Here is a 23,896-nt window from a genome sequence, read left to right on the forward strand (position 1 = left end):
TTCGGAATGCGGATTTCGGATTGCGGACGACGGATTCATGAGTTCCGCAATCCGCATTCCGCAATGGGTTGCGGGCGTCAGCCCGCGCTGAGCCCGTCAAAGGGCGAGGGGCCGCTTTCTCCGACAGGCTCCTGAAGCGGTGGCCCGTCGGACTCGCCACACCGGTGCGATAGCCCAACGCAAGGGTCCCGGCTGTTCTCACTCCACGGACACCGCGACCCCGCGTGCGGCGAGCGTTGCTGCTATATCGCCGGCGACCAGCGCGGCAGCCTGTTCGTTGTTCTTGAGATGGGCGTCCATGTGGGCCAAACCGAGGCCGCGAACGTATAGGTACGCGTCCTCGCCGGAGCAGAGTTCGCCGATCGGCGGCACCAACTGCGCCAACTGCGCAAACTCCCCCGGGGGCGGCATGGAGCGGAACAACTCGTGGACCTCTTCCACGCGGTCGCAGAAGTGCATGTGGTCGGCGTTGCGGAGGACCACCATGCGCTTGGGCGCCGCGGTCCGGGCGTAGAGCCCGCGCATTCCGTCGAGTGGCAACAGCGTGTCCCGGTCAGCCACGAGGTACAAGGTCGGCACGGGCCGTCCCCAACGCAGTTCGACACTGTCCCGCAGCGCGTCCGCCGGCAGCGGCGTTGCACCGCCGGCCGGCGCCAGGGGCAACGCCGCGCAGACGCGCGGATCCCGTGCGGTGTACGTGAGGGTCGTCCAGCCGCCGAAACTGTGCCCCGTCATCCCGATGCGCGAGAGATCGACCTGGCCCGCCACATCCGTCGCGACGCGGTCGATCATGAAGGCGATATCGACGGGGCGCAGGCCGATGAACTCCTCGAGCATCGTGTGGGTGTGCGGCATGGCCCCCCCGGCCTGCAACGAGATCATCAGTTGGAGGATGTCGAGCACCGTGTTGCCGGTGTGATCGACTGCCGCCACGACGTAGCCGTGGCTCGCAAGATGGGTGCACAGAAACGTCGATTGGCGCCGGTGACCGCCGAAGCCGTGCGAGAACGCGACCAGCGGCCAGCGGGCGTCGCGCGCCGCAGCGTCGCGCACGGCGGCCTGCCACACCGGCGGGAAGCCCGGCATCACGTCGTAGTGGTCACGCGTTGCGTCAGCCAGGTCCTGGCCGGCATGCGCGTCGGTTGCCGGATACCACACCTCGATCGGCAGCGCCCGGTTACCGCGCGCGCTGTCGGTCGCCTCGAGGGTGCGAACGCCAACGGGATAAATGCCACGGGCAAAGGGATCGTACGTCATGGGCAGCTCTCATGACCCGATGATCGCCGTCGCGTCAAGGGAGGGGCGGTGACAGGCCCGCCTAACGAACCGGTAACGTCCGGGTCATGGCGTCGCTGCGCAGGTGGCCCGGGCCGGCCCGACTCAACTAGATCGCCGGCCCCGTCGGACTCGCCACACCGCTGCAAGGCCGCTGCCGACGAGAATAAGTGTACCCGGCTCGGGCACGGGATCGACGCTGAGATCGTCCATCGTGAACGACCCACCGGTCGGTGCGCCGGTAATCCGCACGCTTCCTATCGGTCCGAGGCCCAGGAGCTGGAGAAATTCGTTTGGACTCGACCCTGGGTCGCCGCTTACCGCCGTGTTGCTGTTGTACAGAGAGCTTATGCTACCGATCGATATCGTTCCCGCCGTATCGCTGAAGGCTTCGAGAGTCAGCGCGGTATTATACGTGAAGTAGCCGGAAACCACCCCTACCGCCGTCCCAAACACCAGCGTCATCGGACCGCCATCGTCGGACACGACCGTCCAGCCGGACTGCGGCGGGAATTCGACTTCGTTCAACGAGCCACCGATCGAACCGTCCACCAGGGCAATCGTGTTGCCGAACGTCACCCCTTGCCCGGCGAATTGGCCGGTTACCACCTCCAGATCGACCAGCGACTCGAAATCGATCGGGACCGCGCCGGCGGGCCGTCCCCCCACCAACACGAGCGTTGCCACGGCAAGCGGAGCCAGTAATCGCGTCAGCAGTCCAGTCATCAGTGAGACCCTCGGCGGTTTATACAAAAAGCCCTACCCAGAATGCACCGCCTATGCCACGCACAGTGGCCCTTACGTTAGAATCGACACGGGCCTCGACGGCATCGAGGAATGTACAGTTTCCCTACGCCTGACCCGACCGCAGCGGATCACGGGTCTCGCTTTCGCCCAACCGCGCAACGGTTATTGGGGCGACAGCCGAGAAAGCATGGACTGTACGGAAATCCGACCCGGTCAAGGCGTCGATCGCTTGCGGTCACCCTCCGGGCACCAAACCGCGACGCGACTCGTCTGTCGATCGACTCCTTAGCGCCAGCCTGGAGCAGCGCGTCCGGTTCGGCAGCTTCTCCGGTCTCCCCCGGCTCCGTCGGCGGGGTCGGTATCGCTTTCGCGTTCGGTATCGATCGACTGCCCACCGCGTACTGGGCGCTCGGGGCGATGCTAGCATTTGCCTCGATACCGATACCGATTCATCGGTCGATCCTTCCTTTCCGCCGGCATCTTTCGACCCGGCAGCCGCTGCGTCGCGCGGGCAATTGGTGTAGACAACGGGCGGCGTCTTCGCTTCGCGCCGGAGAGGAGTCACGATGTCCGATTTCGCAAGCCGTAGTTTCTGGCTGGAAGCCGACCCGTACACGGCCAGCCCGCCTCTGGCCGGGGACGTGACCGTCGACATAGCCATTGTGGGCGGCGGCTTTACCGGGCTCTGGACCGCCTACTTCCTCTTGCGCGCGCAGCCGTCGCTGAAAGTCGCCGTGATCGAAGCCGAGGTCGTTGGCTATGGAGCCAGCGGGCGTAACGGCGGCTTTGCGATGACGTTGCTCGGGCCCACCTTGCACCAGTTCGTCACGGCCTTCGGCGTCGAGTCCGCCCGTAACGCTCACGCCGCCGTCGCGCGTTCGGTCGATGACATCGGGCGCTTCTGCACCGAGCACAGTGTCGACTGCGACTACCGAAAGACGGGATTCATCGGCGCCGCCCTCGACGACAGTCAGGTTCCACGTGTCGAGGCCGACGTCCGCGCCGCCGAGACCCTCGGCCTCACCGACGTCCGCTTCATTCCCGGCGACGAATTGCGCCGCGAGATCCAGTCGCCGCTGTACCGCTGCGGCCTCGAAGAAAAGACCGGCGCGCTGGTCAACCCGGCGCGTCTGGCGCGCGGCCTGGCGCGCGTCGTGCGCCAATTGACCGGTGTCGTCTACGAGCAGACTCCCGTCGAAGGCATCGAGCGCGGCACGGACGCCATGCGGATTCGCACCCGACATGGCGTCGTCGTCGCGGACAAGGTAGTGCTCGCCACCAATGCCTACTCCGGTCGGTTCCCGGAATTCCGTCGGCTCTTCATCCCGCTGTATTCGTACATCGTCCTCACCGAGCCTCTGAGCGAGGCGCAGTGGGCGTCGATCGGCTGGCAGGGACGACAGGGCATGGAGGACAAGCGCACTTATATCCACTACTACCGACCCACCGCCGACGGTCGGATCCTCATGGGCGGCGAAGATGCGCCCTACTTCTTTGGCTCGCACGTCGACCCGGCCCACGACCGTAACCCCGCCTTGTTCGACCGCCTGCGGCGCGACCTGCTGTCCATCTACCCCCAGCTTGCAGGCATCCGGTTCACCCACGCGTGGGGCGGGCCGATCGCCGTGACCAGCCGCTTCGTGCCCACTTTCGGTCGTGTGCAAGACGGCCGGGTGGTCTATGGCTTCGGCTACTCCGGCCATGGCGTTGCGCCCAGCCACACCGGCGGACAAATCCTGCGCGACCTTGTTCTGGACCGCCAGTCCGAACTCACCGACCTGTGCTTCGTTCGCAGCCGGCCGGTGCCGTTCCCGCCCGAGCCGCTACGCTGGGCGGGCGTGCATCTCGCGCGCCGCAGCCTGCTTCGGCAGGACCGCAGGGGCAAACCCAAGGTCGACCCGCTGGCAGTGCGCCTGATGATGAAGCTGTCGTGAAATCGGACGCCTAGCGGCTGTGGATAAGCCGTCCATCATATCGATATACCTGACGTTTCTGTCGCCCAATGGGCTGTGGATAACCAGGGGCCTGGAACGACGCCGGAAGCAGAACGGAAGCCGCAGGCAGCAGGTCGGCTTCCGGCGGGTGCCGGTGTCTCAGCAGCGCGAACGGCCGTTGACGCGCGGAGTACCGCCCGGCGGCGTCGCCGTGGGCGTCAACCCGGTATGCCGGCGGCGGCGGCGTCGGGCGCCTCGACGACGGCACCACAGCCGGCAGGGTCAGTCACAGCCCAGCGCTCGGGTCCCCGGGTCCCGCTGGCGTTCCAGCGCTTCGACCCGTCGGCCAAGGTCGTCGATATCCACCTTGACGGCGGTGTCGAGGATGCATCGTGCGGCAGAAACCTTGACGGCGCCCGATGGGTCGGCGAGGCAACCCTGCAAGGTCTGCAACGCGGCGCCGGTCGCGCTCTTGAGCTTCCCGACGGTCAAACTTAACGCCTCTCGCCCGGCGGCGGCGTAGGCGTCTCGAAACGTCGGGTCCTGTAGCCAGCGGTACAAGCTGCGCGACGGGATACCCGACAGCCTCGCCGCGTCCTGTACGCTCGGCGATTGCAGCAACGCTTCGATTGCCAGCCGATGCCGGCGGGTCAGGGCGTCGAGTCTCGTGTGTTTGCTCGGTGGTGCCATGAGAAGCCGTGCCGTGCCCTACGGCGCGCGTTCGGGCGCTGGCGCAACCCGTTCCGCCATCCACAGCAGGCGGCGTCCTAGCTCGCCGCGGGGTCCATCGTGGGCTGCCAGCCCTTCGAGGTCGGCGCGCAGGTCGGGATGGCACGCGGTAGCCGCAGCAACCCTCATCGCCAGCGCTGCCGACGGGTCCGGGTCGGGCACGGGATAGGCGTCGACGATGTCTTGCCAGAACGCGCGGTCCCGTTCCCGGTCGGCGGGGTCGTCGGGCGGCAGCGTCACAGCCCGTCGGGCGAGCGTTTCGAGGCGGTCGAGTCGCTTCCAGAGGTCGGTGCGCATGCGTCACCCCCGGTTGGGAACGTTGGTCATGTGCAGTTGATGTGGGGCTGCGGGCGGGGTGTCGGTCGGGGCCGGGTCGGCGGCGCGCCGGGTCCCGTCGAGAAGCACGAAGCAGCGCCCACACACGGCACCGTCGGGCAGGTCCCGGTGCCAGCGAATCAACCGCGGGTCCCGGACATGCGGGCAGGGTGCGAGGTCGACGACGGCAGCCCAATGGCACAGCAGCCAGTCGGCGGTTGCGCCCAGGAACGCGTCCCGGTCCCCGGCGGCGGCTCCCCGTTCAATCGCAGTCTCGTAACGCGGGTGCGGGAACCGGGCGCCAGCCTGCCAGAACGTGCGGATACGCTCGCACGCCTGCCCTAGAAGCACGTCGAACGGTGCCAGCGGGTCGGGCAGCAACTCGGCCAGCAACGCCGGCTTGTTCGTGCTGACGATGGTGTTGACCTTCCCGGCGTCGGCGTCGCTCGGACACCACCAGCGCAGCCGGTCGCCTGCCGACGGCGCGCAGGTCGCGCCCAGGCTGGCAAGGCCGGCGAGAATCCGGGCGGCGGTCATGAGTCTCCCCTCAGCCCGTCGGTAGCGGCGAAAAAGTCCCCGGTTTCGCCCTTCCCGGGTTTCGCATCCGCTACAACGCTACAACCCTTGTCTGGCGCGGCTTTTCCGCGTTTCGTATCCGCTACAGGGTCGGCGGGTGTAGCGGATAGAAAACTGCGGAAACCCTTGTCTGGCGCGGGTTGTAGCGTTGTAGCGGGTAGGGATAGATTCTGGGTAGCCCGCAGATACCGGGAAAAACTCTCGGCGAAGTCGGCGCGGGCGTAGCCGTGCTTGTTCTCGGCGCCCATTCGTATCTGCTTCGATTGGACACCGAACGGGGTCAGCAGCCGGGCGAGCCCCCGGGCGGTCAACGGCTTGCCCCGGCGCCACTCGCCCCAGGGGCGTTCTGGCAGCGCGCAGAGCCGGTGCAGCAGGACATCGGTCCGCAGCCGGTCGGCGTCCCCGTCGTCGGCGAAGATGGCCCTGATGTCGTCCAACAGCAGGATGCCAGCGTCCCCGTCATCAAGGTCCGAGCCCGACAGGGTGACGGCAGCGTCACGGGCGCGGCGTCCCCACTCGGGACCGCAGAGGTCGGCAATGGCGATGAGTCCGCGCCAGTTGTCGGCGGCGCGGTCGTGGAGACTCGGGGGCATCGCCGGGTCGGCATGACGCAGCTCGGTGGCGTGGTCGGCAGCCCAGCGGGTTGCCTCTCGGCGCAGGCGGCGACAGGCCGAATCCAGCCGGTCGAGTCGCAGGCGGTCGACGTGTTCTCCGGGCGCGCGGCGCCGCATGCCGATTTCGACGCTCCGGTCGGCGAGCGTCGCCTTCAGCCTGCCAATGAGGGCGATGGCCTTGAACCCGAACACGTTGAACTGCCGGGGTTCATGCTGGTCCCCCACGTTCCGAATGACGAACGCCAGTGCGCGGGTGTGTCCACAATTCAGAATACCGCGTAGCTCTTCGTTGTCGCCGACGAAGGTGTCCGCTTCGTCGATCATTAGGGTTGGGCGCAGTCCTTCGACGCAACGGAATAGCGCCGATGGACTGCAATTCGACGCTGGCAGCGCGCGGGCCGTCAGGCGCGTCAGCAGGGACAGGAGCGTCGACTTGCCGCAGCGCGGCGTCGGCGACGTCACGGCGAGTAGTGGCGCCACGTCGAGGGTTTTGACGGCGAACGTCGCCAGCGTCCACAGGGCGGCAGCCTCCGGGCAACCATCCTGCATGACAACGTACGTGCGTAGCAGGTCGACCACGTCAGTCAGCCACTCGGCGCCGTCAACGGCGTGATCGGCGGGCGGATCGTCGGTAACCGTCAGCGGCGCTCCCTGCCCGTCGGGCGTGCCGTCGGGATCGTCGGCGGTCCCCAGCGCGGCGTCGACCATTGCGGAGGCAGTCTTGACGCCCACGTCCCTGAGCTTCTTGATGGCAGCTTCTCGAACGACCGCGCACCGTAGCGGGTCGGCGGTGCCCAAAGCGTCTGCCAGCCTGCGCAGTGTCGCCTCGACGTCGGCAAGGTCGGCGCCCGGTTGCAGCAGCCCGACCCCGCTAAGGGCAAGGACGGTCGCAGGTCCGGTCCCGTCCTGCCCGTCGGCGTCCAACGTGCCCCAGTCGTCGGTGCCCAGGTTGACGGTCATGACGAGGTCCCCGCGGCGGCGCGGTAGATGTCGGCGATGGTGTCGACGTTCCTGGCGGCAAGGGCGTCCTCGAATCCGCGCCAGTGGGCGTCAGCGTCGAGGGCGGTGCGTTCGACGTCGGCGAGGGTCTGCCGCAGGAGCCTTGCCGTGACGACGTCGCCGGCAGCGGCGACCTTGGCGAGCATGGTTGCCGTCCATTCGACGTCGTCGTCGGCGTCGCGGGCGGCGTCGGCAGCCACGCGCGCCTCGACGTGCGCCCAGCGCAGGAGGGCAGCCCGTCGGCGGTTCGCAAGTTGGGACCGTGCAACGTCCTCTCGACGGGCAGTCGGCGTCCCGCTCAGCCCCGCCCAGCCTGCGAGCGTCGCCGCAGCGGTGCGCAGGTCGCAGCCCGCTAGCTGCCGCTCCATATCGAGTGCGTCGCCGTGCGCGCCGCAGGCCCAGCATCGCCAGCGGCTGCCGTCGGCATACGTCGACAGGGTGCTCGGGTTGGCGCTCCCGCACAGCGGGCAGCAGCAGCGCCCGTCCCGGCGCAGCTCGTGGCCGTGTGCGCCGAGCACGTCCGCCACGCGTACGGCGTCGCGCAGCGCCGCGAAGTCAATCGGCGGCATGCGCGTTCCCGTCGTCGGACGTCGACGTGCGGACGCTCGCCGCAACGTAGGCGTCGAGGTCGGCGGCAGCGTATCTGACCGCGGCGCCCAACTTACGGAAGGCAGGACCGCGTCCTGCCCATCGCCAGCGGCGCAGGGTGGCGACGCTCAGCGCCAGTCGACGCGCGGCGTCGGTTTCGTTCAGGAGCCCTACAGTGTGATTGCCGTTGGTCGGTGTGTTCGCCATGCGACCGACGTAGCTGCATGGCGATTGGTGCGACTACGCTGATACCAACTATTCCCGATTGCGCCGCACCGTAGGGAGTCGCTTTCGGATAGCTTCGACGCTCCAACCGAATTTGTCCGCGAGCGCCTTTGCGCGCTTGAGCTTGCTGACGACGTGCGGCTTCTCGCGTAGCTGCTGCCGGTCGGCGGCGCGTATTGCCTTCCAGTCCGGTAGGCGGCGTGCGCCGCGCGCGCGCTTGGTTGCGTCGTGCATCTTCTCGCCGGTCCTGATGACCGCACCGTAGCGCGTCAGCAGGTCGCGCATGGCGGCGTCCCGGGCGGGTCCAGTCCCTTCCTCTTGCCCGACCGTGCGCGCAACCGCCCACGCGGCGCGCGGGTCGGCGAGGTGCGCCAGCCCGTACTGCGCCACGGCGGCGCGTTCGGCGGCAGCGTAGGCGGGTGTCTTTTCGCGGTGCGGTTCGTACTTACGCCACGTCCGTTCGTGGCGAGAGAGCAGATCAGGACGCGCCACGCAGGCTTGCATCATCGCAACGCGCCGGTCCCACTCCGGATGCTCCCGCAGCAGCCGGTCGGCGCAGCGGCGCAACGCCTGATAGGCAGGCGACGGGCGCCCTTCTCGCAGGGTGCGCCAGCATAGCCCCAGGACGGCGTGCATATCTTCGGCGACGTAGGACATGCCGATACCCAGCGCGGTCCCGCTGCCCGATGGGATCACGTCGAGGGTCCGCCACGCGTCGGCCGGCAGCCGTAGCCGTACCAGCTCGGCTTCCGCGGCGGCGATGATGTGGCGCAACGCTTCAATGCGCGGGTCCGGGTGGGGATACTGGACGGTAACGGGCGTTCCCTTCATCGTTCGGGATCCCCTTCCCGACCGTCGACATTCCCTTCGAGCGCAGCGAGGATGCCAGCCGTTGTGCGGTCCGCTGCCTCGCGCAATTTCGGCATGTTCGCGCTCACGTACCGGTCGCCGACCGACGACGACGCATGCCCCAGCATGTGCCGTATCTGCTGCGCTCCGACATCAGCAGCCCCGGCAAAGGTGCCGACCGTGTGCCGCAGGTCATGGACATGCACGTCGGGCAGTCCCGCGGCGTTCCGGATGACCTGCCAATGCCGCAGGTAGACGTCCCCGTGCATGGGCGCCGCCGCGCGGGGTCCCGGGATGACGAAGTCCCCGATACGCGGCAGGCTGCGCAGCAGGTCGACGGCAGCCGACGGCAATGGCACGAGGCGCGGTCCCGCCTTCGCGTCGCGAAGCCGCAGGACCCCGGCGTCGAGGTCGACGGCGTTCCACGTCAGCCCGCATATTTCGCCGCGGCGGCAGCCGGTCAGCAGTAGGAGCTTCGTTGCCCACACCGCCTCGACGGGCACCGTGCCGACGGTTTCTGCCTCTTTCAAAGCCGCGCCCAACCGCGCCAGCTCCGGTTCTGACAGGTAGCGGTCCCGTCGCTGTTCCCGATTGCGCTCCACTCCGACCGTCGGCGACGGCAGCCCTGCCCGTCGGTAGGCTGCACCCAGCAGCGCCAGCGCACGGTTGGCGTGCGTCGGCGTTCCTGACGCCTCCACGAGGTAGCCTTGCAGCATGTCGCGCGTCAGGGCGTCGGCGGGCAGGGTCCCCCATCGCGCCTTGATGACGTACTCGGCCAACGCCCGGAACCCCTTTTGCGTCGACGCCTTCGCCGTCCGCGCGATGTGCAGCATGTAGGCGTCGACGACATGCGCCACGGTCGACGCGCGCTTGGCGCGGGCGGCAGCCCGTCGGGCGCGACGCTCGACGCTGGGATTCTCGCCCATCGCCACCTTGCCCAGGACCTGCTGCGCCAGCGTGCGCGCTTGTTCAGGCGTTAGCGGACCATGCTGCCCCAGTTTGTACCGACGGGTGCGCCCGTCGAGGTCCCTATACTGGCAGCAGTACACGACCTTGCCCGACGGCAGGACGCGCACCCCAAAGCCGCGCACGTCGAGGTCCCACAGCCACACGTCCTTGCCCGACGGGTCGGGCTTCAGCCCGTCGACGGTGCGTTTCGTCAACTTCGCGCAGCGCTCAGCCCGCGGCAGTCGGCGCCGGCGCGGGACCGACAACGTCAGCAACTCACCCATCGTCACACGACCTTTCCGGACGCACTCGCGGAAGCCAGCCGAAGCATAATGCGTCGCAATGCGTCGCTTCCCATACCCACGCAGATACCGCGATAGCCCTTGCCGTTCAAGGGCATTTCGCAGTCTATCGTCATACGACGTAACCCGTCGTAACGCTCAAAGTGGGATGATGAAGCTGTCGTGAGCTGTGGCCGCGGGGCGGCGGCGCTCGGCGGATGGTCTTACTTGATCATCCGGTGGATCGCCTTGAACTCCGGCGCTGCCGCCGTGCGCACCCACTCCAGACAGACCATCTCCACCGTCGAGGGCACCGCGCCGGAACCGCACATCTTGTCGATCCCGACCCTGAAGTCGTGCTCGAAGCGGGCCGAGATGGCGTCAACCGGCAGGTGCACCGCGTAGTCGCATTCGAGCAGATCGTGTACCGTCTGGTTGACGCAGGCATGCGCCTCGATACCGCACACCACGACCTGGCGGCGCTCCAACCGCCGCAACGCCTCGACAAACGCCCGCGCGCCCCAGCAGCTCAGAGATAGCTTCTCGATTACCGGCACCGCGGGGCCCAGGTGTTCGGTCACCTCCGGCAGCAGGTGGCCAATCCCTTTCGGATACTGCTCCGTCGCCAGAATCGGCACACCGACCGCGTGCGCGGCCCGCACCAGCGTTTGCACTCCGCGCACCATGCGATCGTGGTGCGCGGTCTTGCCGCGGTACCCTTCCTGGACGTCGATGACGACGAGCACACTGCGCTCGCGCTCGAGTACACGAGGATGGGCCATGGCGTAACGGTTCGACGGCGTCAGCGCGTGATCACGCGCGCGGTCAGGGGCACGCTGTTCGGCAATCCACGGGCCAGTATGGGGCTTAGCTGCGGTCCCATCGGCACGTACCCGAACGGCGGGATGAGACGTTCGACGAACATGTACGGACCGGCACGGTCGACCGCGAACTGCTCCTGCAACAACATGCGCAAGGTCAGGTGCCGCGAACGGCCCTGATCGAACGAGGTCGTGACCAGTGGGCAGATGACCTGCGCCGCCTCCCGATACTCGCCCGGCACCTCGGCTCGCATGTTCGTGAAGTGACGGACCCCGTTTTCGTCTCGCCACTCGATGATGTCCGCCCACGTCGGAGCCGCCAGCAGGAACAGCCCCACGGTCAGCAGACCGGTTTTCATGGCGGCACTCTACGCCGTGAGGGCCATTCCGGCAACCGCGCCATCCCCTTCAACGGGACGGCCGCGGTGGCGACCCGCGTGCCTTACCAGTGCGATGCCGAGGACAATCAAACCGATACTCGTCCACTGCGCCGTGGTCAGGCCCACCAGCCAGGCCGGATTGCGCCGCACGAACTCGACCAGAAAGCGCAGCGACGACGACAACACCAGGTAGCGCCCCAACAGGTCGCCGACGGGCGGCGCCGACAACCGCCGGCGCCACAGGTAGGCAAAGATCGCCAGCGAGACCACCGTCTCGTAGACCGGGGTCGGGTGGACACGATCCTGCGTCGGCACGACCCCGTCGGGATAGCTCATGCCCCAGGGCAGGTCGGTGGGAATGCCGTAGTCGCCATCGCCGGAGAGCTGGCATCCGATGCGACCGACGGCAAAGCCGAGAGCCAACGCCGGAGCGCAGATATCGCCGAGCACCAGCGTAGGTACGCCGCGGCGTCGCCCGAGCAGAATGACGCCTGCCGCGCCGCCGATCGCGCCGCCGTACCACACCCAGCCGCTGGAGGAGAGCAGGAAACCGACGGGGTCCTCGACGAACAGCTCCCACCCCGTCGGGATCATGAACAGCCGCGCACCGACCCAACCGCCAACGTACGCCGCGAGCGTGATGTCGTAGGCCAGTACCGGCGGCCACCCGTGACGCTCGACCTCGCTGCGCACGACGAGAAAGGCGACGAAGAAACCGAGGAAGGCCATCACCCAGAAACTGCCGACGGGGATGTCGCCGATATGGAAGAGCGTCGGCAGCATGCTCTGTCACTCACACGCAGAGCGCATGCGCGATGCGCGAAGGCAATTCTTTTCTGCGAGCATCCATTGCGTCGTTTATAAAAGAAGCGTGAGCGGATGCGCGGCAGTGCGGCGGACAACTCGCACGAGGCAGGACGATATGGAATCTCAACTTCTCGCGACCCTCGCTGACCCGCGGTTGTTGGAAATCGCGGCGTGCCTCATCGGCATCGTCATCTTGCGCCGGGCCCTCGCCCGGCCGACTCCGCAGCGGCATCATCGCTGAGGCAACGGCGCCTTCAGGCGCCGACGATGTTGTAACCGGCATCGGCGTGGATGACCTCACCGGTCACCGCGCTGCCCAGCTCACTGCACAGATACACGGCAGTTTGCGCCACCTCTTCTCCCGTCACGTTGCGCCGCAACGGAGCGCGCTCGGCGTGATGATGCAACATCGTCTTGAACCCGGTAATCCCAGCCGACGATAGCGTCCGAATCGGCCCCGCCGAGATCGCGTTCGCCCTGACTCCCCGTGGCCCGAGATCCCAGGCGAGATAACGCACGCTCGCCTCCAGCGCCGCCTTGGCCACGCCCATGACGTTATAACCGGGGAGGACCTTCTCGGCGCCGAAGTACGTTAGCGTCAGGATCGACGCCCCTGCCCCGAGCAAAGGCTCCGCGCACCGCGCTATGGCGACCAACGAGTAGACGCTGATATCGAGCGCCACCTGGAACCCCAGTCGCGAGGTCTCCAGGAAGCGACCCTTCAACTCGTCGCGCATCGCGAACGCCACCGCATGAACGACGACGTCGACCCCGCCCCACTCCCCTTCCAGCGCGCGGAAAGTCGCGGCGATATCGGCGTCATTGGCGACGTCGCACGGAAGAACCAGATCGACCCCGAGCGAAGCGGCCAGCGGACGAACGCGGCGTTCGATGTTCTCGCCCACGTAGGTGAGCGCCAGCCGCGCCCCCTCGCGGTGGAAGGCTCGCGCGATCGACCAGGCAATACTGTGGTCGTTGGCGACGCCGAAGACTACGGCGCGCTTGTCGGCGAGCAGCCCGCTCAGTGGATACCTCCGCCCATCTGGAGCGAGTACGGGTCGATGCCGAGGCTGCGAATCGCCGCCTCCCACATGTCAGCGGCGGGGGTGTCGTAAATCAGCGCCCGGGATACCGGCGCCGTCAACCACGCCGACGCCGCCAGCTCCGACTCGAGTTGGCCGCCGGCCCACCCGGCATAACCCAGCAGGAAGCGCGTCTGCGGTTGCGCCTGCGGGGCTTCCAGCAGTCGCCGCAAGACTTCTGCCGATCCGGAGAGGTGCAGACCGACGCCCACGTCCAGCGTTTCGCCGGAACCGGGGTCGTAGCCGAGCAGCAACCACCCGCGCTCCGGCTCGACGGGACCGCCGACCCAGATCTCCAGCGGGCACTTGTTATCCACCGGCGGGTCGAGTTCGACCAGGTCGGAAACCAGGGTCTCGGTGCGCCGGTTCACGACGAGTCCCATCGCCCCTTCGCGTTCGTGTCGACACAGCAGCACGACACTGCGGGCGAAATTGGGATCGGTCATCTGGGGCATCGCCAGCAGCAGGGTCGGGGCAAGAGACGCTTCGGTCATCCTGAGAAGGCCATCCTCGACTTCGGACTGCGCGGATTCTCGCGGCGCCTCCGGTGCAAGTCAATGGCGGGTCGATCCCCGGCGTACCACTTGCGCGATCCGGCGGTCGCAGGTTACACGTGCGCCGCCGCATTACATCGCCTGCATGACCGCGGAGGCTTCGCGCATGGAAGATACGACATCTGCAATCGCTTCCCCTACCGACCGCGAGAGCCGCGCGCGGACATGGATCGAAGCCCTGGCCACCCTGCCCGAACGGTACGCCGGGACGGGCTCGGAACGTCAGGCAGCGGAGCGCACGGGGACCTGGATGCGCGCGATCGGCATCGCCGACGTCGCCACGCATCCGGTTCCTTCGGCTCCACGCGCCGGCCTGTCGCTGGCCGTTCACATGGGCGTTGCGCTGGTAGGTTCGTGGCTCGGCGGCTTACTGGGCGTCGTTCTTACCCTGCTCGCAACCTGCTCCTTCATGCAGGAGTTGCGTCATCGCCGCCGGGTATTGACGCGCGGCTTGCCAGCTCCCGACTCGATCGACGTCGTCGGTCGCGCCGGCAGTCAGACGCCGAGCCGCCGCGTGGTTCTCAGTGCCCATCTGGATGCCGCGCAGGCCGGCATCCTGTTCTCTCCTGCTGTCGCCGACCGCTTCGCGCGCTCGAGCGGCGGGGCCCGCCAACCGGGACAGCAGCCAAGCGGGCCCCATACGTTGTCGATCGGAGTGCTCTGGCTCGGCGCCATCGTCACGCTGGCCGCCTGGTTTGGCGCCCACGGCTTTCTATTCGGTCTGCTGCACACGTTGATGCTGCTGGCGCTGGCGCTCGGCACCGGGTTGGGGCTCCAATGGGCTTTCGCGCGGGCGACCCCGGGGGCCAACGACAATGCCTCGGCGGTAGCCGCCATGCTCACCTGCGCCGAGTCGTTGCTTCCGGACCTGCCAGCGGACGTCGAGCTGTGGGTGGTTGGTACCGGCGCCGAAGAGGTCGGTTGCTGTGGGATGCACGCTTTCGTCGCCGAGCACCCCGGCTGGCCGCCGGCAACCACCTACTTCGTCAACTTCGAGTGTGTCGGGGGCGGCGCCCTGCACTACATACTGAGCGAAGGTTTGTTGTCGCGCGTCAACTACCCCCCGATGCTCAACGAGCTGGCCCGTCGGGTCGCTGCCGGCGGCGCCTTCGGGCAGGTTACCGGCACCGATCTCCTCGCCGGCACCGACGGGCACGTCCCGGCGCGCGCCGGTTATCCCTCGCTGTCGTTGATTACGCTGGAGCCCAACGGGGTACCGCGCCACTACCACCGGGTCGACGACACGACCGACGGTATCGACCTGACGATGGTGGTTCGTGCCGCGGACTTCGGTGCGGCAGTCGTGCGCGCCATTCTCAAGGGGGAAGCGGGACCGGTCGGATGACGGCCGGAGGCCGCGCCGGCGTCGGCCCCGCGATCGCCGGACCGAAGCTGCGGCACAAAGCTATACCGCAGCTTCGCCAGGGCGCTTGCGGCGGCGGCCCAGCCAGAACCACAGGATCGCGGCCACCGCCCCGGCGCCGACTGCCGCCGCAACGGCAAACAGATAGCGCCGGTACGGTATGTACGTGCACGTATTCAACAGCACCGACACCGTACCCCTGGTCGGATTCGTAACCGCGACGTCGAGCTTGGCGTCGCCGTTGAAATCGGCAACCACGAGTCCCGTAGGAGCCACCCCCGCGGACTGTCGCAGCGGCGCGGCGAATCCGCCCGCCCCGTCGGAGACCAGCACCGAGATCTCCCCTGCGTCACGATTCGTCACGACGAAGTCGAGGTTACCGTCGCGGTCGATGTCGGCGGCGGCAATGGCCGTCGGACTGAGCCACGCCGCCGCGTTGGTGCCCGACGTGTAGCCACCACCCGGCTCCTTCAAGAGGAGCGAGACGTCATCGCTTCCCTGATTGGCGGTAGCGAGATCCAGCGCCAGATCGCCATTGAAGTACCCGGCCACGATCGACCGCGGCATCACGCCGACCGGAAAGTTGACCGCCGAGCCAAACCCGCGGGCGCCGTCGTGACGCACCACCGACACGGTGTTGTCATCCGCATTCGGCACCGCAAAATCGATCGTTGTATCGCCGTCCAGGTCCGTCGCCACGACCGCCGCCGACCCGCCCCCGGTCCGCACCGAGACCGCCGGCGCCCAGAGATCTTCCGCCTCGCCGAACAGAACGCTTGCATCGCCGCCACGCGCATTGGCAACCACCAGGTCCATGCGCTGGTCACGGTCGATGTCGACGGCAATGACCGCGGTCGGAGCCTGCCCTACCTCCAGCACCGGGCCCGGACGCAATCCCCCCTTGCCGTCGCCAACGAGCAACGAAACGCTGTTGCTCCCCGCGTTGGCCACCGCGACATCGGCCGCGCCGTCCCCCGTAAGGTCGGCAACCGCCACGCCCTCGGGCGCAACGCCGGTTGCCGCCTCCGTAGCGAGGCTAAACCCGCCCTTGCCGTCACCGCGCAGAACCGTCACCGCGTCCGCCGCGTTTCGGCTGACCACGAGATCGACGATTCCGTCTCCCGTGAGGTCCCCGGCCCCCAGTTCGCGTGGTTCGCCATCGATCGCCAGCGCCACCGGCGCGGCAAAGCTCGGGGCGCTGCACTGTGCTGCCACCGGTATAATGTGGCCACCGAGCAGGCTCACAGCGACAATGCCGGAGAGCGCAAAGCGGCACCCCGAACGGGCGGCACTCCGAACGACGACCATACGCAGCCTGACGGTATACACGCACGGAACTTATCCAATGCCCCGTGCCGAGGGCAAGAATGGGCCTGCACGCGAGCGCTCGCGGAGCAGATTCGCCTTGACAATTCGCGCGCTGCCACGATAGACGTCGACAATCGCGGTAGTTCGAGGACGCAGGGGCGTCAGAGCCGCTAATTCACTGTCCAGGGGGCTGCAATGCGGCGAAGCAGGTTGCTGGGGTTGTTCTTGCTCCCGATAGTTGGCGCCCTGATTTTTACTCAGGGTGGCGATGCCCAGATACCGAAGGAACAGGGGAAATGCCGCCAGGTCCTCGGCTTGGGCGCCCGCAAACTCGCCGACACCGTAACGCGCGAGCAGCAGAAATGTCATCTCGCCCGCATGGTCGGAACCATCGCGGCCGCTACGGACTGCAACGACCCCGCCCAGCTTCCCGCCGATAGCCTGAGCAAGATCGGCAAGGCCGAGACCAAGCTCACCGCCCTGACCCAGAAGCGCTGCGTCTCCCCGGTCCCCCCGCCAGCTTCGCTGGGATACACGTTGTGCCTGTCGCCCTGCGCGGTGGCGATCACCGACTATACGAGCGTCGCGACCTGCCTCGCCTGCCGCGCCAAGACCGGCGCCTCCGACGCTAACACCGTCGCCTACGGCGCTCTCCCCGACCCGCCCGTACAGGGGCAATCGAACGCCATCACCGACTGCCACCGCTCGATCGGCAAGGCACTGCAGAAGTACACGGCGACCCGTGTCAAAGAGCAGCAGAAGTGCCAGTACAAGGAAGACCTCGGCAAGATACCAAGCACCGACTGCCAGACCGCCGATCTGAAGGGCAGCATCGCCAAGGCGCTGACCAAGCTTAACGACACCATCGCCAAGTGTAACCCCTCGGCCCTATTCCTGATGACGAGTTGCGGCGACACGATCCCGAACGCGCAAGCCTGCATCGCGTCGACGGCTATCTCTACCGCCGATAACCTGTACATAGACGTGTACGCACCGTTGCAAGCGACGCCCACCCCGAGCAACACGGCAACCGTAACGCAAACCCCCACCCAGACCCCAACGCCGACGGAGACCGGTACACCCACCAACACGCCGACCATCACCCAGACGCCGACGGTAACGGACACGCCCACGGAAACCCCGACCAGAACGCAGACCCCGACCGGGACCCTGCCAACCCACACGCCGACCCACACTCCGACGAATACGCCCACGAGCACCGCGACACCGACGGACACGCCGACGTCGACGCCGACCGACACCGCGACGGCCACGCCGACCTCCACCGACACGCCGACGGTCACCGCGACTGCCACACCGACCAATACCGCAACCGGTACGGCGACACGGACGCCAACCCGAACCCCTACCAACACGGCGACAACCACCCCCACGAGGACACCGACGAACACCGCAACCAACACCCCGACGACGACCCCGACCGCCACCCCCACCAACACTCCGCACAATGCGATCTTCGTATCGAGCGCGTCCGGCAGCAACGTCAGCGGATGCGGCGCGACCCGCTTCGCGCCGTGTCTGACCATTTCGTACGGACTCACGGAAGCCGTCAGTCAGAGCAAGTCCAGAGTGTCGGTGGCCAGCGGGACCTACAGCGAGTCGGTCACCCTCGTCAGCAACGTCACCGTCGACGGCGGCTACAACGAGGGTCTCAACTGGTACAAGGATGGTTCGACCACCACGATCAACGGCGGCACGACGGCGGTGCTCGCCACTTCGGTCAGCAACGCCGGGCTCGAAGGTCTGACGATCAAGTCCGCTAACGCCAGCGGCACCGGCAACAGTTCCTACGCGGTACGGCTGGTTTCGTCCACGAACACCACCATCGACAACTGCACGGTTCAGGCCGGCACCGGCAGCGGTGGCAGCAGCGGTTCCAGCGGCGTCACCGGCGCTTCAGGTAGCAGCGGAAACGGTGGCGGTAATGGCTGCGAGAACTCGACTACCGCGTGCAGCACTTGCGGAACGCCCCAGGGCGGCAACGGTGCCAGCGGGGCGAGCTGCGGCGGCTACACCAGCGGCGCCGGTGGCAAGGGCGGCAACGGCGGCCTCGGCGGGCCGGGATGCGACACCTCCGGTCCGCTCGCCCAGAGTGGGTCCGGGGGCAGTACGCCATCGAACGGTAGCCCGAGTGGCGGCGGCGGCGGCTCCAACAATGGCGGTGCTTGCGGCGACACACCCAGCGGCGGCAGTTCCGGAAACACCGGGGTTGCCGGCACCAACGGCACGGCAGGGGCGAGCTTCGGCACGGCCGGCTCGACTTACAGCCCCGCGGCGGGCGGCAACGGCGCCAATGGCTACCCGGGTTCCGGTGGAGGCGGGGGAGGAGGCGGCGGCGCGGGCGTCTCCTGGTGCGACAGCTACGGCGGCGGGGGTGGCGGGGGCGGCTCCGGCGGCTGCGGCGGTGCGCTGGCAACGGGCGGCACCGGCGCGGGCGGCTCGTTTGCCCTGTGGGTAAACGGCGGCAGTGCAACGGTAACGAACAGCACGCTGAAAAGCGCCAACGGCGGTGCCGGCGGTGCCGCTGGTGCGGGCGGAAACGGCGGCTCCGGTGGAAGCCCGGGCGGCGGCGGAAACGGCGAAGACGACTCCAAAGCGGGCGCCGGCGGTGGCACCGGCGGCACCGGTGGGCGCGGCGGTCACGGCGGCGGCGGCGGCGGCGGCCCGTCGGTGGGCATCGTCTGCAGCAGCGGCGCGACGGTCACGCGCTCGGGCAACAGCTTTGTGCTCGGTAGCGGCGGTAGCGGCGGCTCGTCGTCCGGAAACGCCGGCGCCACCGGGTTCAACGCCAACGAGAACGGCTGCTGATCGAAGTGTCCGCGCACCCGGAGCGGTGCGTGGACGAACCCCCCGCCTTACGACTGTGCGCGGTGCGGGTCGATGCTCTGGCCGTGCGAGAATTCGAGGAAGTTGCCGTCCGGGTCGCGGACGATGCAAATGTACCCGACGACGGGCCCGGCATCGAGCGGGCCCTGGTCGAGCACGCCCTCCGCAGCGCCACGGGCCGCGATCGCATCCACGGCGGCCCGTGAACCCACGTCATAACCGAAGTGCGCCAGGCGCGGCGGCGGCGCCGCCGACCCGGGCGTGGCCTGGATAGCAACGATGACAAACACGGGGTCTTGGGGGCGTTCGCTGAGCCACACCACGCGGACGTCGCCGTCGACACGGTCGTGTACGACGTACAGCCCGGCGTAGCGCCGGTAGAAGTCAACCGTACCGGCCACGTCGTGCACGAACAGGGCGATGTGCGTCAGGTGCGGCGTCATCTGGTCCGGCACTGCGCCACAGCAGGGCGGCTACTCAGTCGCGGAAGTCGCGCATGTAGGGCAACCGTGCCGCCTTCTCTCGCACCGCGTCGAGGGCCTCTACCAGGAAGCGCGTCGCGTCCCATGACCCGTCGAGCAGCCGCGTACGCGTGTCGGCCGGCAACGTCACCCGATACGATCGGCCCCGATACGTTGCCACCATACCCTCGAGGTCGACCACGAGATCGTGCCCCGGGTCCTCTTCGACTGCCGCCATCAGCGCAGCGATGTCGGCCGCCGTTGCCGTAACGCAAGGAATGCCAAGGGCGACGCAATTACCGAAGAAGATGTCCGCGAACGATTCCCCCACAAGTGCCTTGATCCCCCAGCGGAGCAGCGCCTGCGGCGCATGCTCCCGCGACGAACCGCAGCCAAAGTTCTTGTTGACCACAGCGATCCGCGGCCCCTTCGCCGCAAAGGGCGGATGGTCCATGGCGTGCCCGAGCGAGCGCCCCTCGGCATCGAAGCGCGCGTCGTGAAACGCGTATTGGCCCATACCGTCGAAAGTAATGGCCTTCATGAACCGCGCCGGAATAATGCGGTCCGTGTCGATGTCGTTGCCGCGCAGCGGTATAGGCCGCCCGGCTACCCTTGTAATGGAAACTAACGCCATCGTCGTCAGTTGCCCTCCGTTCGTCGGTCGTTGCGCCGCGCCTGCGCTCAGGCGGCGCGGTCGCGGAGCAGCTCGCGCACGTCCACGACGTGCCCCTCGATCGCCGCGGCTGCCACCATGGCGGGACTCATCAGCAGCGTTCTGCCGGTCGGGCTACCCTGGCGACCCTTGAAGTTGCGGTTGCTGGACGACGCGCACATCTGCCGGCCTTCGAGACGGTCGGGGTTCATGGCAAGACACATCGAGCAGCCGGGCAGCCGCCATTCGAAACCGGCGGCACGGAAGACCTCGTGCAAGCCCTCCGCTTCGGCCGCGCGCGCCACCGCCTCCGAGCCCGGTACGACCAGCGCCTTGACGTGCGCGGCCACATGCCCGCGCCGCGCCACCCGCGCTGCCTCGCGCAGATCGGACAGCCGCCCGTTGGTACACGAACCGATGAACGCCACGTCGATACGCGTGCCGCGAATCGGTGCTCCCGGCACGAGGCCCATGTACTCGAAGGCGTCTTCAGCCACTGCCAGCTCGTCCGCCGAGAACGACTCCGGTGCGGGAATCGTTTCGTCGACACCGATCGCCTGCCCCGGGTTAATACCCCAGGTGACCGTCGGCGCAATGCCGCCGCCGTCCATACGCACCACATCGTCGTAACCCGCGCCGGCATCGGAGGCCATCGACAGCCACCACGCCTTCGCCCGATCGAACGCCGCCCCCGCCGGCACGAACTCCCGCCCCCGCAGGTATTCGACGGTGGTCGCATCCGGATTGACGTAACCGAGCCGGGCGCCGCCTTCGATGCTCATGTTGCAGACGGTCATGCGCTCTTCCATGCTCATGCGCTCGAAGACCGGCCCGGCGTATTCGTAAGCGTAACCGACTCCCCCCTTCACGCCGAGCTTGCGGATGATGTGCAGCACGACATCCTTGGCGTAGACTCCCGGCCCGAGCGTCCCGCTCACCTCGATCCGGCGCACGCGCGGCCGGCTCATCGCGAGGCACTGACTGGCCAGCACGTCCCGCACCTGACTGGTACCGATGCCGAACGCTACCGTCCCCAGCGCCCCGTGGGTGCTGGTGTGGCTGTCGCCGCAGGCGATCGTCATCCCCGGCTGTGTCAATCCCAGCTCCGGCCCGAGCACGTGAACGATACCCTGATGCCCGGTTGCCGCATCGAAGAATCGGATGCCGAATTCGCGGCAGTTCCGCTCGATGGCACCGATCATCTCCTCGGCCTGCCGGTCGGCAAACGGGCGCGCTCGCGTATCGGTCGGAACGATATGGTCGACGGTGGCGAAGGTGCGATTCGCAAACGGTACGGCCAGCCCGCTCTCCCGCAACATCTGGAACGCTTGCGGACTGGTAACTTCGTGAACCAGATGCAGCCCGATGAAGAGCTGCGTCTGTCCGGACGGCAGATCTCGAACGGTGTGGGCGTCCCATACCTTGTCCAGAAGGCTCTTCCCCATGCAACCCCTCGTGAGAGACACTCCTTAGCGCATAGCTCAGGCGGGAGCGAGTCTCGACCGCTCGGTGCCCCGCAGGGGAACGACCTTGGTCTCCCGACTGCGACCAATGGCGAAGGTCCAGTCCGTATAGCGGACCCGTTCCGGAGTCACCCGGATGATCAGAATGCGCGGATCGTCACGCACGCAGTCGAGCGCCGGGAAGCGCTCGCTCAGCAGTGCCTCGCCATACTCGCGCGCCTCGCCGGTGAGCACCTCCGCCCGCCCGATGATCTCAACGCCGCGCATCGGGATGCGGAAGCCGTCGTCGATCACCAGCGACACGGTCGGCTGCTGCAGCACGCCGCGGTGCTTCACGCTGCCGGCAAAGACGAGAGAATACAGGTTCATGTCGTCCCCGACCGCATAACACGCGGTCGAGGCACGAACCTCGTCGTCCAGCGCCATGGCCATGACCATCGACTGGCGCTCGCGGATATATGCTTCAACTTCATCGATCATGATCTACCCCCACGTAACGAGAATGCCGGAGTGCCCCCGCCAAACGTCGCTCCGCCGGGACAACGTTGCGCATTGTGCCACGTCTACGCCACCGGCCACCAGAGGGATCGTGTGCAAGCCCAGCTTCCGATCGGCACGACCGACGCACCGCGGAAGGTCCTCGGCCCGGATCAGCGGTGCATCTCACGCCGCCGCTCGATGCGGCTCCTTATGAGACGGACCCTGGTGGGGCGGACGGCTCGGTTTCGGCCCGCGAACAGGGAATCCAGAATGGGAAACCGGAGGCTGGAGACCGGGAACGGGAGACCGGATACGTAGGGCCGTTCGCGGTCCCGTTGACGGGGCTCCGGAACGAAGCGGCCAGGGCCGGCACCGCCCGCCCGAATCCTCAGACCAACGAAGCAAAGACGGCGTCCGCCACCATCAATCCGCGCGCGGTCAGCCGCCAGGCGTCCGCGTGCAGCTCCAGCAAACCGTCACGCGCATGTTCGGCAAGGACCGGGAAGGCATCCTCTATCTCCACGCCGAAGCGGGTTCGGAACGTCTCGCTCTGCAAGCCCTCGCGGCAGCGCAGTCCCAGAAAGGCGAACTCGCCACGGGCCTGCGCCGCGGAGAGCGCTTCTTCACCGGCACGAGCATTGCCGGCGGTTTCGACCGCACGCATGTAAACCTCCGGGCTCGATGCGTTCCGCCATCTGGTTCCCCACCGATCTCCCGGTGCATGGGCATCGCCGACACAGCCGCTGAAGGAATGCGCACCGGCACCGACGCCGAGATACGGTTCATGGCGCCAGTAAGTAAGATTGTGCCGGCAGGCACGACCCGGCCGCGCGTAGTTCGAAACCTCGTAGTGCTCGTAACCGGCCCCGACCAGCGTTGCCTGTGCGTGTTCGAACAGGTCCGCCTCGACCTCGGCGGACAACTCGCGCAGCGCCCCTTGTGCCCGCAATCGGTGAAACGCCGTCCCGTTCTCGTAAGTCAGGTTGTACGCGGAGATATGCTCGGGTTGCAGCGCGCAGGCCTGGGCGAGGTCGGCCGACCACTCCGAAATCGTCTGTCCCGGCAGCGCGAAGATGAGATCGAGGTTGACGTTGTCGAACCCGGCAGCACGGGCAAGCGGCACCGCATTCAGGGCCTCGTCGGGTCCGTGGATGCGTCCGAGACGCCGCAGATGCCGGGCCACAAACGATTGGATCCCGAAGCTGATGCGGTTCACCCCATGCCGGCGATAACCCGCAAGGGTTGCGCGCGAGACGGTTCCCGGGTTGGCTTCGAGCGTGGTCTCGACGTCATCGGCCAGCTCCCATAAATCCGCGACCCGCCGCAGCACCGTACCGATCGAATCCGGCGAAAACAGCGAAGGCGTCCCCCCGCCGAAGAAGATCGTAGCCACCTGCCGCCCCTGCCAGGGGGCCTGCGTTGCGTAATGCCGCAACTCGGCACAGAGGGCATCCACGTAACGCCGCTCCGGCCGGCACTCGACGGCGTGCGAGTTGAAGTCGCAGTACGGGCATTTCGACTGGCAGTAGGGAATGTGGAGGTAGAGCGAGAAGAGGGGCATGGGGGGCTTGAGGGCATGGAGGCGTGGGATATCCCTC

Annotated in this window: 23 protein-coding genes and 1 pseudogene; 2 read left to right on the forward strand and 22 right to left on the reverse strand. The window is 67.5% G+C overall.

Annotated features, from left to right (window positions below; genetic code table 11):
* Positions 1-198: 198 nt before the first annotated feature.
* Together L6Q96_16100 and L6Q96_16105 are read right to left on the reverse strand one after the other, a co-directional pair.
* Positions 199-1,257, reverse strand: a complete 1,059-nt coding sequence (locus tag L6Q96_16100; GenBank protein MCK6556080.1) for an alpha/beta hydrolase — start codon at positions 1,255-1,257, stop codon at positions 199-201.
* Positions 1,258-1,380: 123 nt separating this feature from the next.
* Positions 1,381-2,001, reverse strand: a complete 621-nt coding sequence (locus L6Q96_16105; protein MCK6556081.1) for a PEP-CTERM sorting domain-containing protein — start codon at positions 1,999-2,001, stop codon at positions 1,381-1,383.
* Between the two features lie 587 nt (positions 2,002-2,588).
* Here L6Q96_16105 and L6Q96_16110 point away from each other — a divergent pair.
* Positions 2,589-3,956 (forward strand): FAD-binding oxidoreductase, encoded by a 1,368-nt coding sequence (locus tag L6Q96_16110; GenBank protein ID MCK6556082.1) that lies wholly within the window; start codon positions 2,589-2,591, stop codon positions 3,954-3,956.
* 282 nt (positions 3,957-4,238) lie between these two features.
* Here L6Q96_16110 and L6Q96_16115 read toward each other — a convergent pair whose 3' ends face one another.
* The 13 genes from L6Q96_16115 to L6Q96_16175 form a co-directional block, all read right to left on the reverse strand.
* On the reverse strand, positions 4,239-4,646 hold the full coding sequence (locus L6Q96_16115) for a hypothetical protein (protein ID MCK6556083.1): 408 nt from the start codon (positions 4,644-4,646) through the stop codon (positions 4,239-4,241).
* Between the two features lie 18 nt (positions 4,647-4,664).
* The gene (locus tag L6Q96_16120) at positions 4,665-4,982 is read right to left on the reverse strand and encodes a hypothetical protein (GenBank protein ID MCK6556084.1); all 318 of its coding nucleotides are present in this window, start codon (positions 4,980-4,982) and stop codon (positions 4,665-4,667) included.
* 3 nt (positions 4,983-4,985) lie between these two features.
* On the reverse strand, positions 4,986-5,537 hold the full coding sequence (locus L6Q96_16125) for a hypothetical protein (GenBank protein ID MCK6556085.1): 552 nt from the start codon (positions 5,535-5,537) through the stop codon (positions 4,986-4,988).
* Positions 5,534-7,150, reverse strand: a complete 1,617-nt coding sequence (locus L6Q96_16130; GenBank protein ID MCK6556086.1) for a DUF3631 domain-containing protein — start codon at positions 7,148-7,150, stop codon at positions 5,534-5,536. Before L6Q96_16130 ends, L6Q96_16125 begins: the two co-directional genes overlap by 4 nt.
* Positions 7,147-7,758: a CHC2 zinc finger domain-containing protein gene (locus L6Q96_16135; protein MCK6556087.1), complete on the reverse strand. Its 612-nt coding sequence runs from the start codon at positions 7,756-7,758 to the stop codon at positions 7,147-7,149. Before L6Q96_16135 ends, L6Q96_16130 begins: the two co-directional genes overlap by 4 nt.
* On the reverse strand, positions 7,745-7,984 hold the full coding sequence (locus tag L6Q96_16140) for a helix-turn-helix domain-containing protein (protein MCK6556088.1): 240 nt from the start codon (positions 7,982-7,984) through the stop codon (positions 7,745-7,747). Before L6Q96_16140 ends, L6Q96_16135 begins: the two co-directional genes overlap by 14 nt.
* A gap of 48 nt (positions 7,985-8,032) precedes the next feature.
* Positions 8,033-8,833, reverse strand: a complete 801-nt coding sequence (locus L6Q96_16145; protein MCK6556089.1) for a hypothetical protein — start codon at positions 8,831-8,833, stop codon at positions 8,033-8,035.
* Positions 8,830-10,083 (reverse strand): site-specific integrase, encoded by a 1,254-nt coding sequence (locus tag L6Q96_16150; protein ID MCK6556090.1) that lies wholly within the window; start codon positions 10,081-10,083, stop codon positions 8,830-8,832. Before L6Q96_16150 ends, L6Q96_16145 begins: the two co-directional genes overlap by 4 nt.
* A 221-nt stretch (positions 10,084-10,304) precedes the next feature.
* Entirely contained in the window at positions 10,305-10,862 is a 558-nt protein-coding gene (locus tag L6Q96_16155; GenBank protein MCK6556091.1) for an isochorismatase family protein, read from the reverse strand.
* 20 nt (positions 10,863-10,882) lie between these two features.
* Positions 10,883-11,260: a DUF4124 domain-containing protein gene (locus tag L6Q96_16160; GenBank protein ID MCK6556092.1), complete on the reverse strand. Its 378-nt coding sequence runs from the start codon at positions 11,258-11,260 to the stop codon at positions 10,883-10,885.
* 9 nt (positions 11,261-11,269) lie between these two features.
* Positions 11,270-12,064 carry a prolipoprotein diacylglyceryl transferase gene (locus L6Q96_16165; protein ID MCK6556093.1) on the reverse strand — a complete coding sequence of 265 codons (795 nt, stop codon included), beginning with the start codon at positions 12,062-12,064 and terminating at the stop codon, positions 11,270-11,272.
* A gap of 278 nt (positions 12,065-12,342) precedes the next feature.
* Entirely contained in the window at positions 12,343-13,104 is a 762-nt protein-coding gene (locus tag L6Q96_16170) for an enoyl-ACP reductase (GenBank protein MCK6556094.1), read from the reverse strand.
* 5 nt (positions 13,105-13,109) lie between these two features.
* Positions 13,110-13,664, reverse strand: a complete 555-nt coding sequence (locus L6Q96_16175) for a YqgE/AlgH family protein (protein ID MCK6556095.1) — start codon at positions 13,662-13,664, stop codon at positions 13,110-13,112.
* Positions 13,665-13,830: 166 nt separating this feature from the next.
* Between L6Q96_16175 and L6Q96_16180 the strand changes: the two genes are divergently transcribed.
* On the forward strand, positions 13,831-15,069 hold the full coding sequence (locus L6Q96_16180; GenBank protein MCK6556096.1) for a M28 family peptidase: 1,239 nt from the start codon (positions 13,831-13,833) through the stop codon (positions 15,067-15,069).
* A gap of 60 nt (positions 15,070-15,129) precedes the next feature.
* Here the strand turns inward: L6Q96_16180 and L6Q96_16185 are convergent, their stop codons facing one another.
* The 7 genes and pseudogenes from L6Q96_16185 to hemW form a co-directional block, all read right to left on the reverse strand.
* Positions 15,130-16,416 carry a VCBS repeat-containing protein gene (locus L6Q96_16185; protein ID MCK6556097.1) on the reverse strand — a complete coding sequence of 429 codons (1,287 nt, stop codon included), beginning with the start codon at positions 16,414-16,416 and terminating at the stop codon, positions 15,130-15,132.
* Positions 16,417-18,779: 2,363 nt separating this feature from the next.
* Positions 18,780-18,974 (reverse strand): annotated as a pseudogene (locus L6Q96_16190) (hypothetical protein).
* 297 nt (positions 18,975-19,271) lie between these two features.
* Positions 19,272-19,685 carry a VOC family protein gene (locus L6Q96_16195; protein ID MCK6556098.1) on the reverse strand — a complete coding sequence of 138 codons (414 nt, stop codon included), beginning with the start codon at positions 19,683-19,685 and terminating at the stop codon, positions 19,272-19,274.
* 34 nt (positions 19,686-19,719) lie between these two features.
* Positions 19,720-20,337, reverse strand: a complete 618-nt coding sequence (leuD, locus tag L6Q96_16200) for a 3-isopropylmalate dehydratase small subunit (GenBank protein MCK6556099.1) — start codon at positions 20,335-20,337, stop codon at positions 19,720-19,722.
* Between the two features lie 47 nt (positions 20,338-20,384).
* Complete coding sequence (gene leuC, locus L6Q96_16205) at positions 20,385-21,800, reverse strand: 3-isopropylmalate dehydratase large subunit (GenBank protein ID MCK6556100.1); 1,416 nt, start codon at positions 21,798-21,800, stop codon at positions 20,385-20,387.
* Positions 21,801-21,836: 36 nt separating this feature from the next.
* The gene (locus L6Q96_16210; GenBank protein MCK6556101.1) at positions 21,837-22,298 is read right to left on the reverse strand and encodes a pyridoxamine 5'-phosphate oxidase family protein; all 462 of its coding nucleotides are present in this window, start codon (positions 22,296-22,298) and stop codon (positions 21,837-21,839) included.
* Between the two features lie 388 nt (positions 22,299-22,686).
* The gene (gene hemW / locus L6Q96_16215) at positions 22,687-23,859 is read right to left on the reverse strand and encodes a radical SAM family heme chaperone HemW (GenBank protein ID MCK6556102.1); all 1,173 of its coding nucleotides are present in this window, start codon (positions 23,857-23,859) and stop codon (positions 22,687-22,689) included.
* Positions 23,860-23,896: the final 37 nt, after the last annotated feature.

The sequence above is a fragment of the Candidatus Binatia bacterium genome (assembly GCA_023150935.1).
GTDB lineage: Bacteria > Desulfobacterota > Binatia > HRBIN30 > HRBIN30 > JAKLJW01.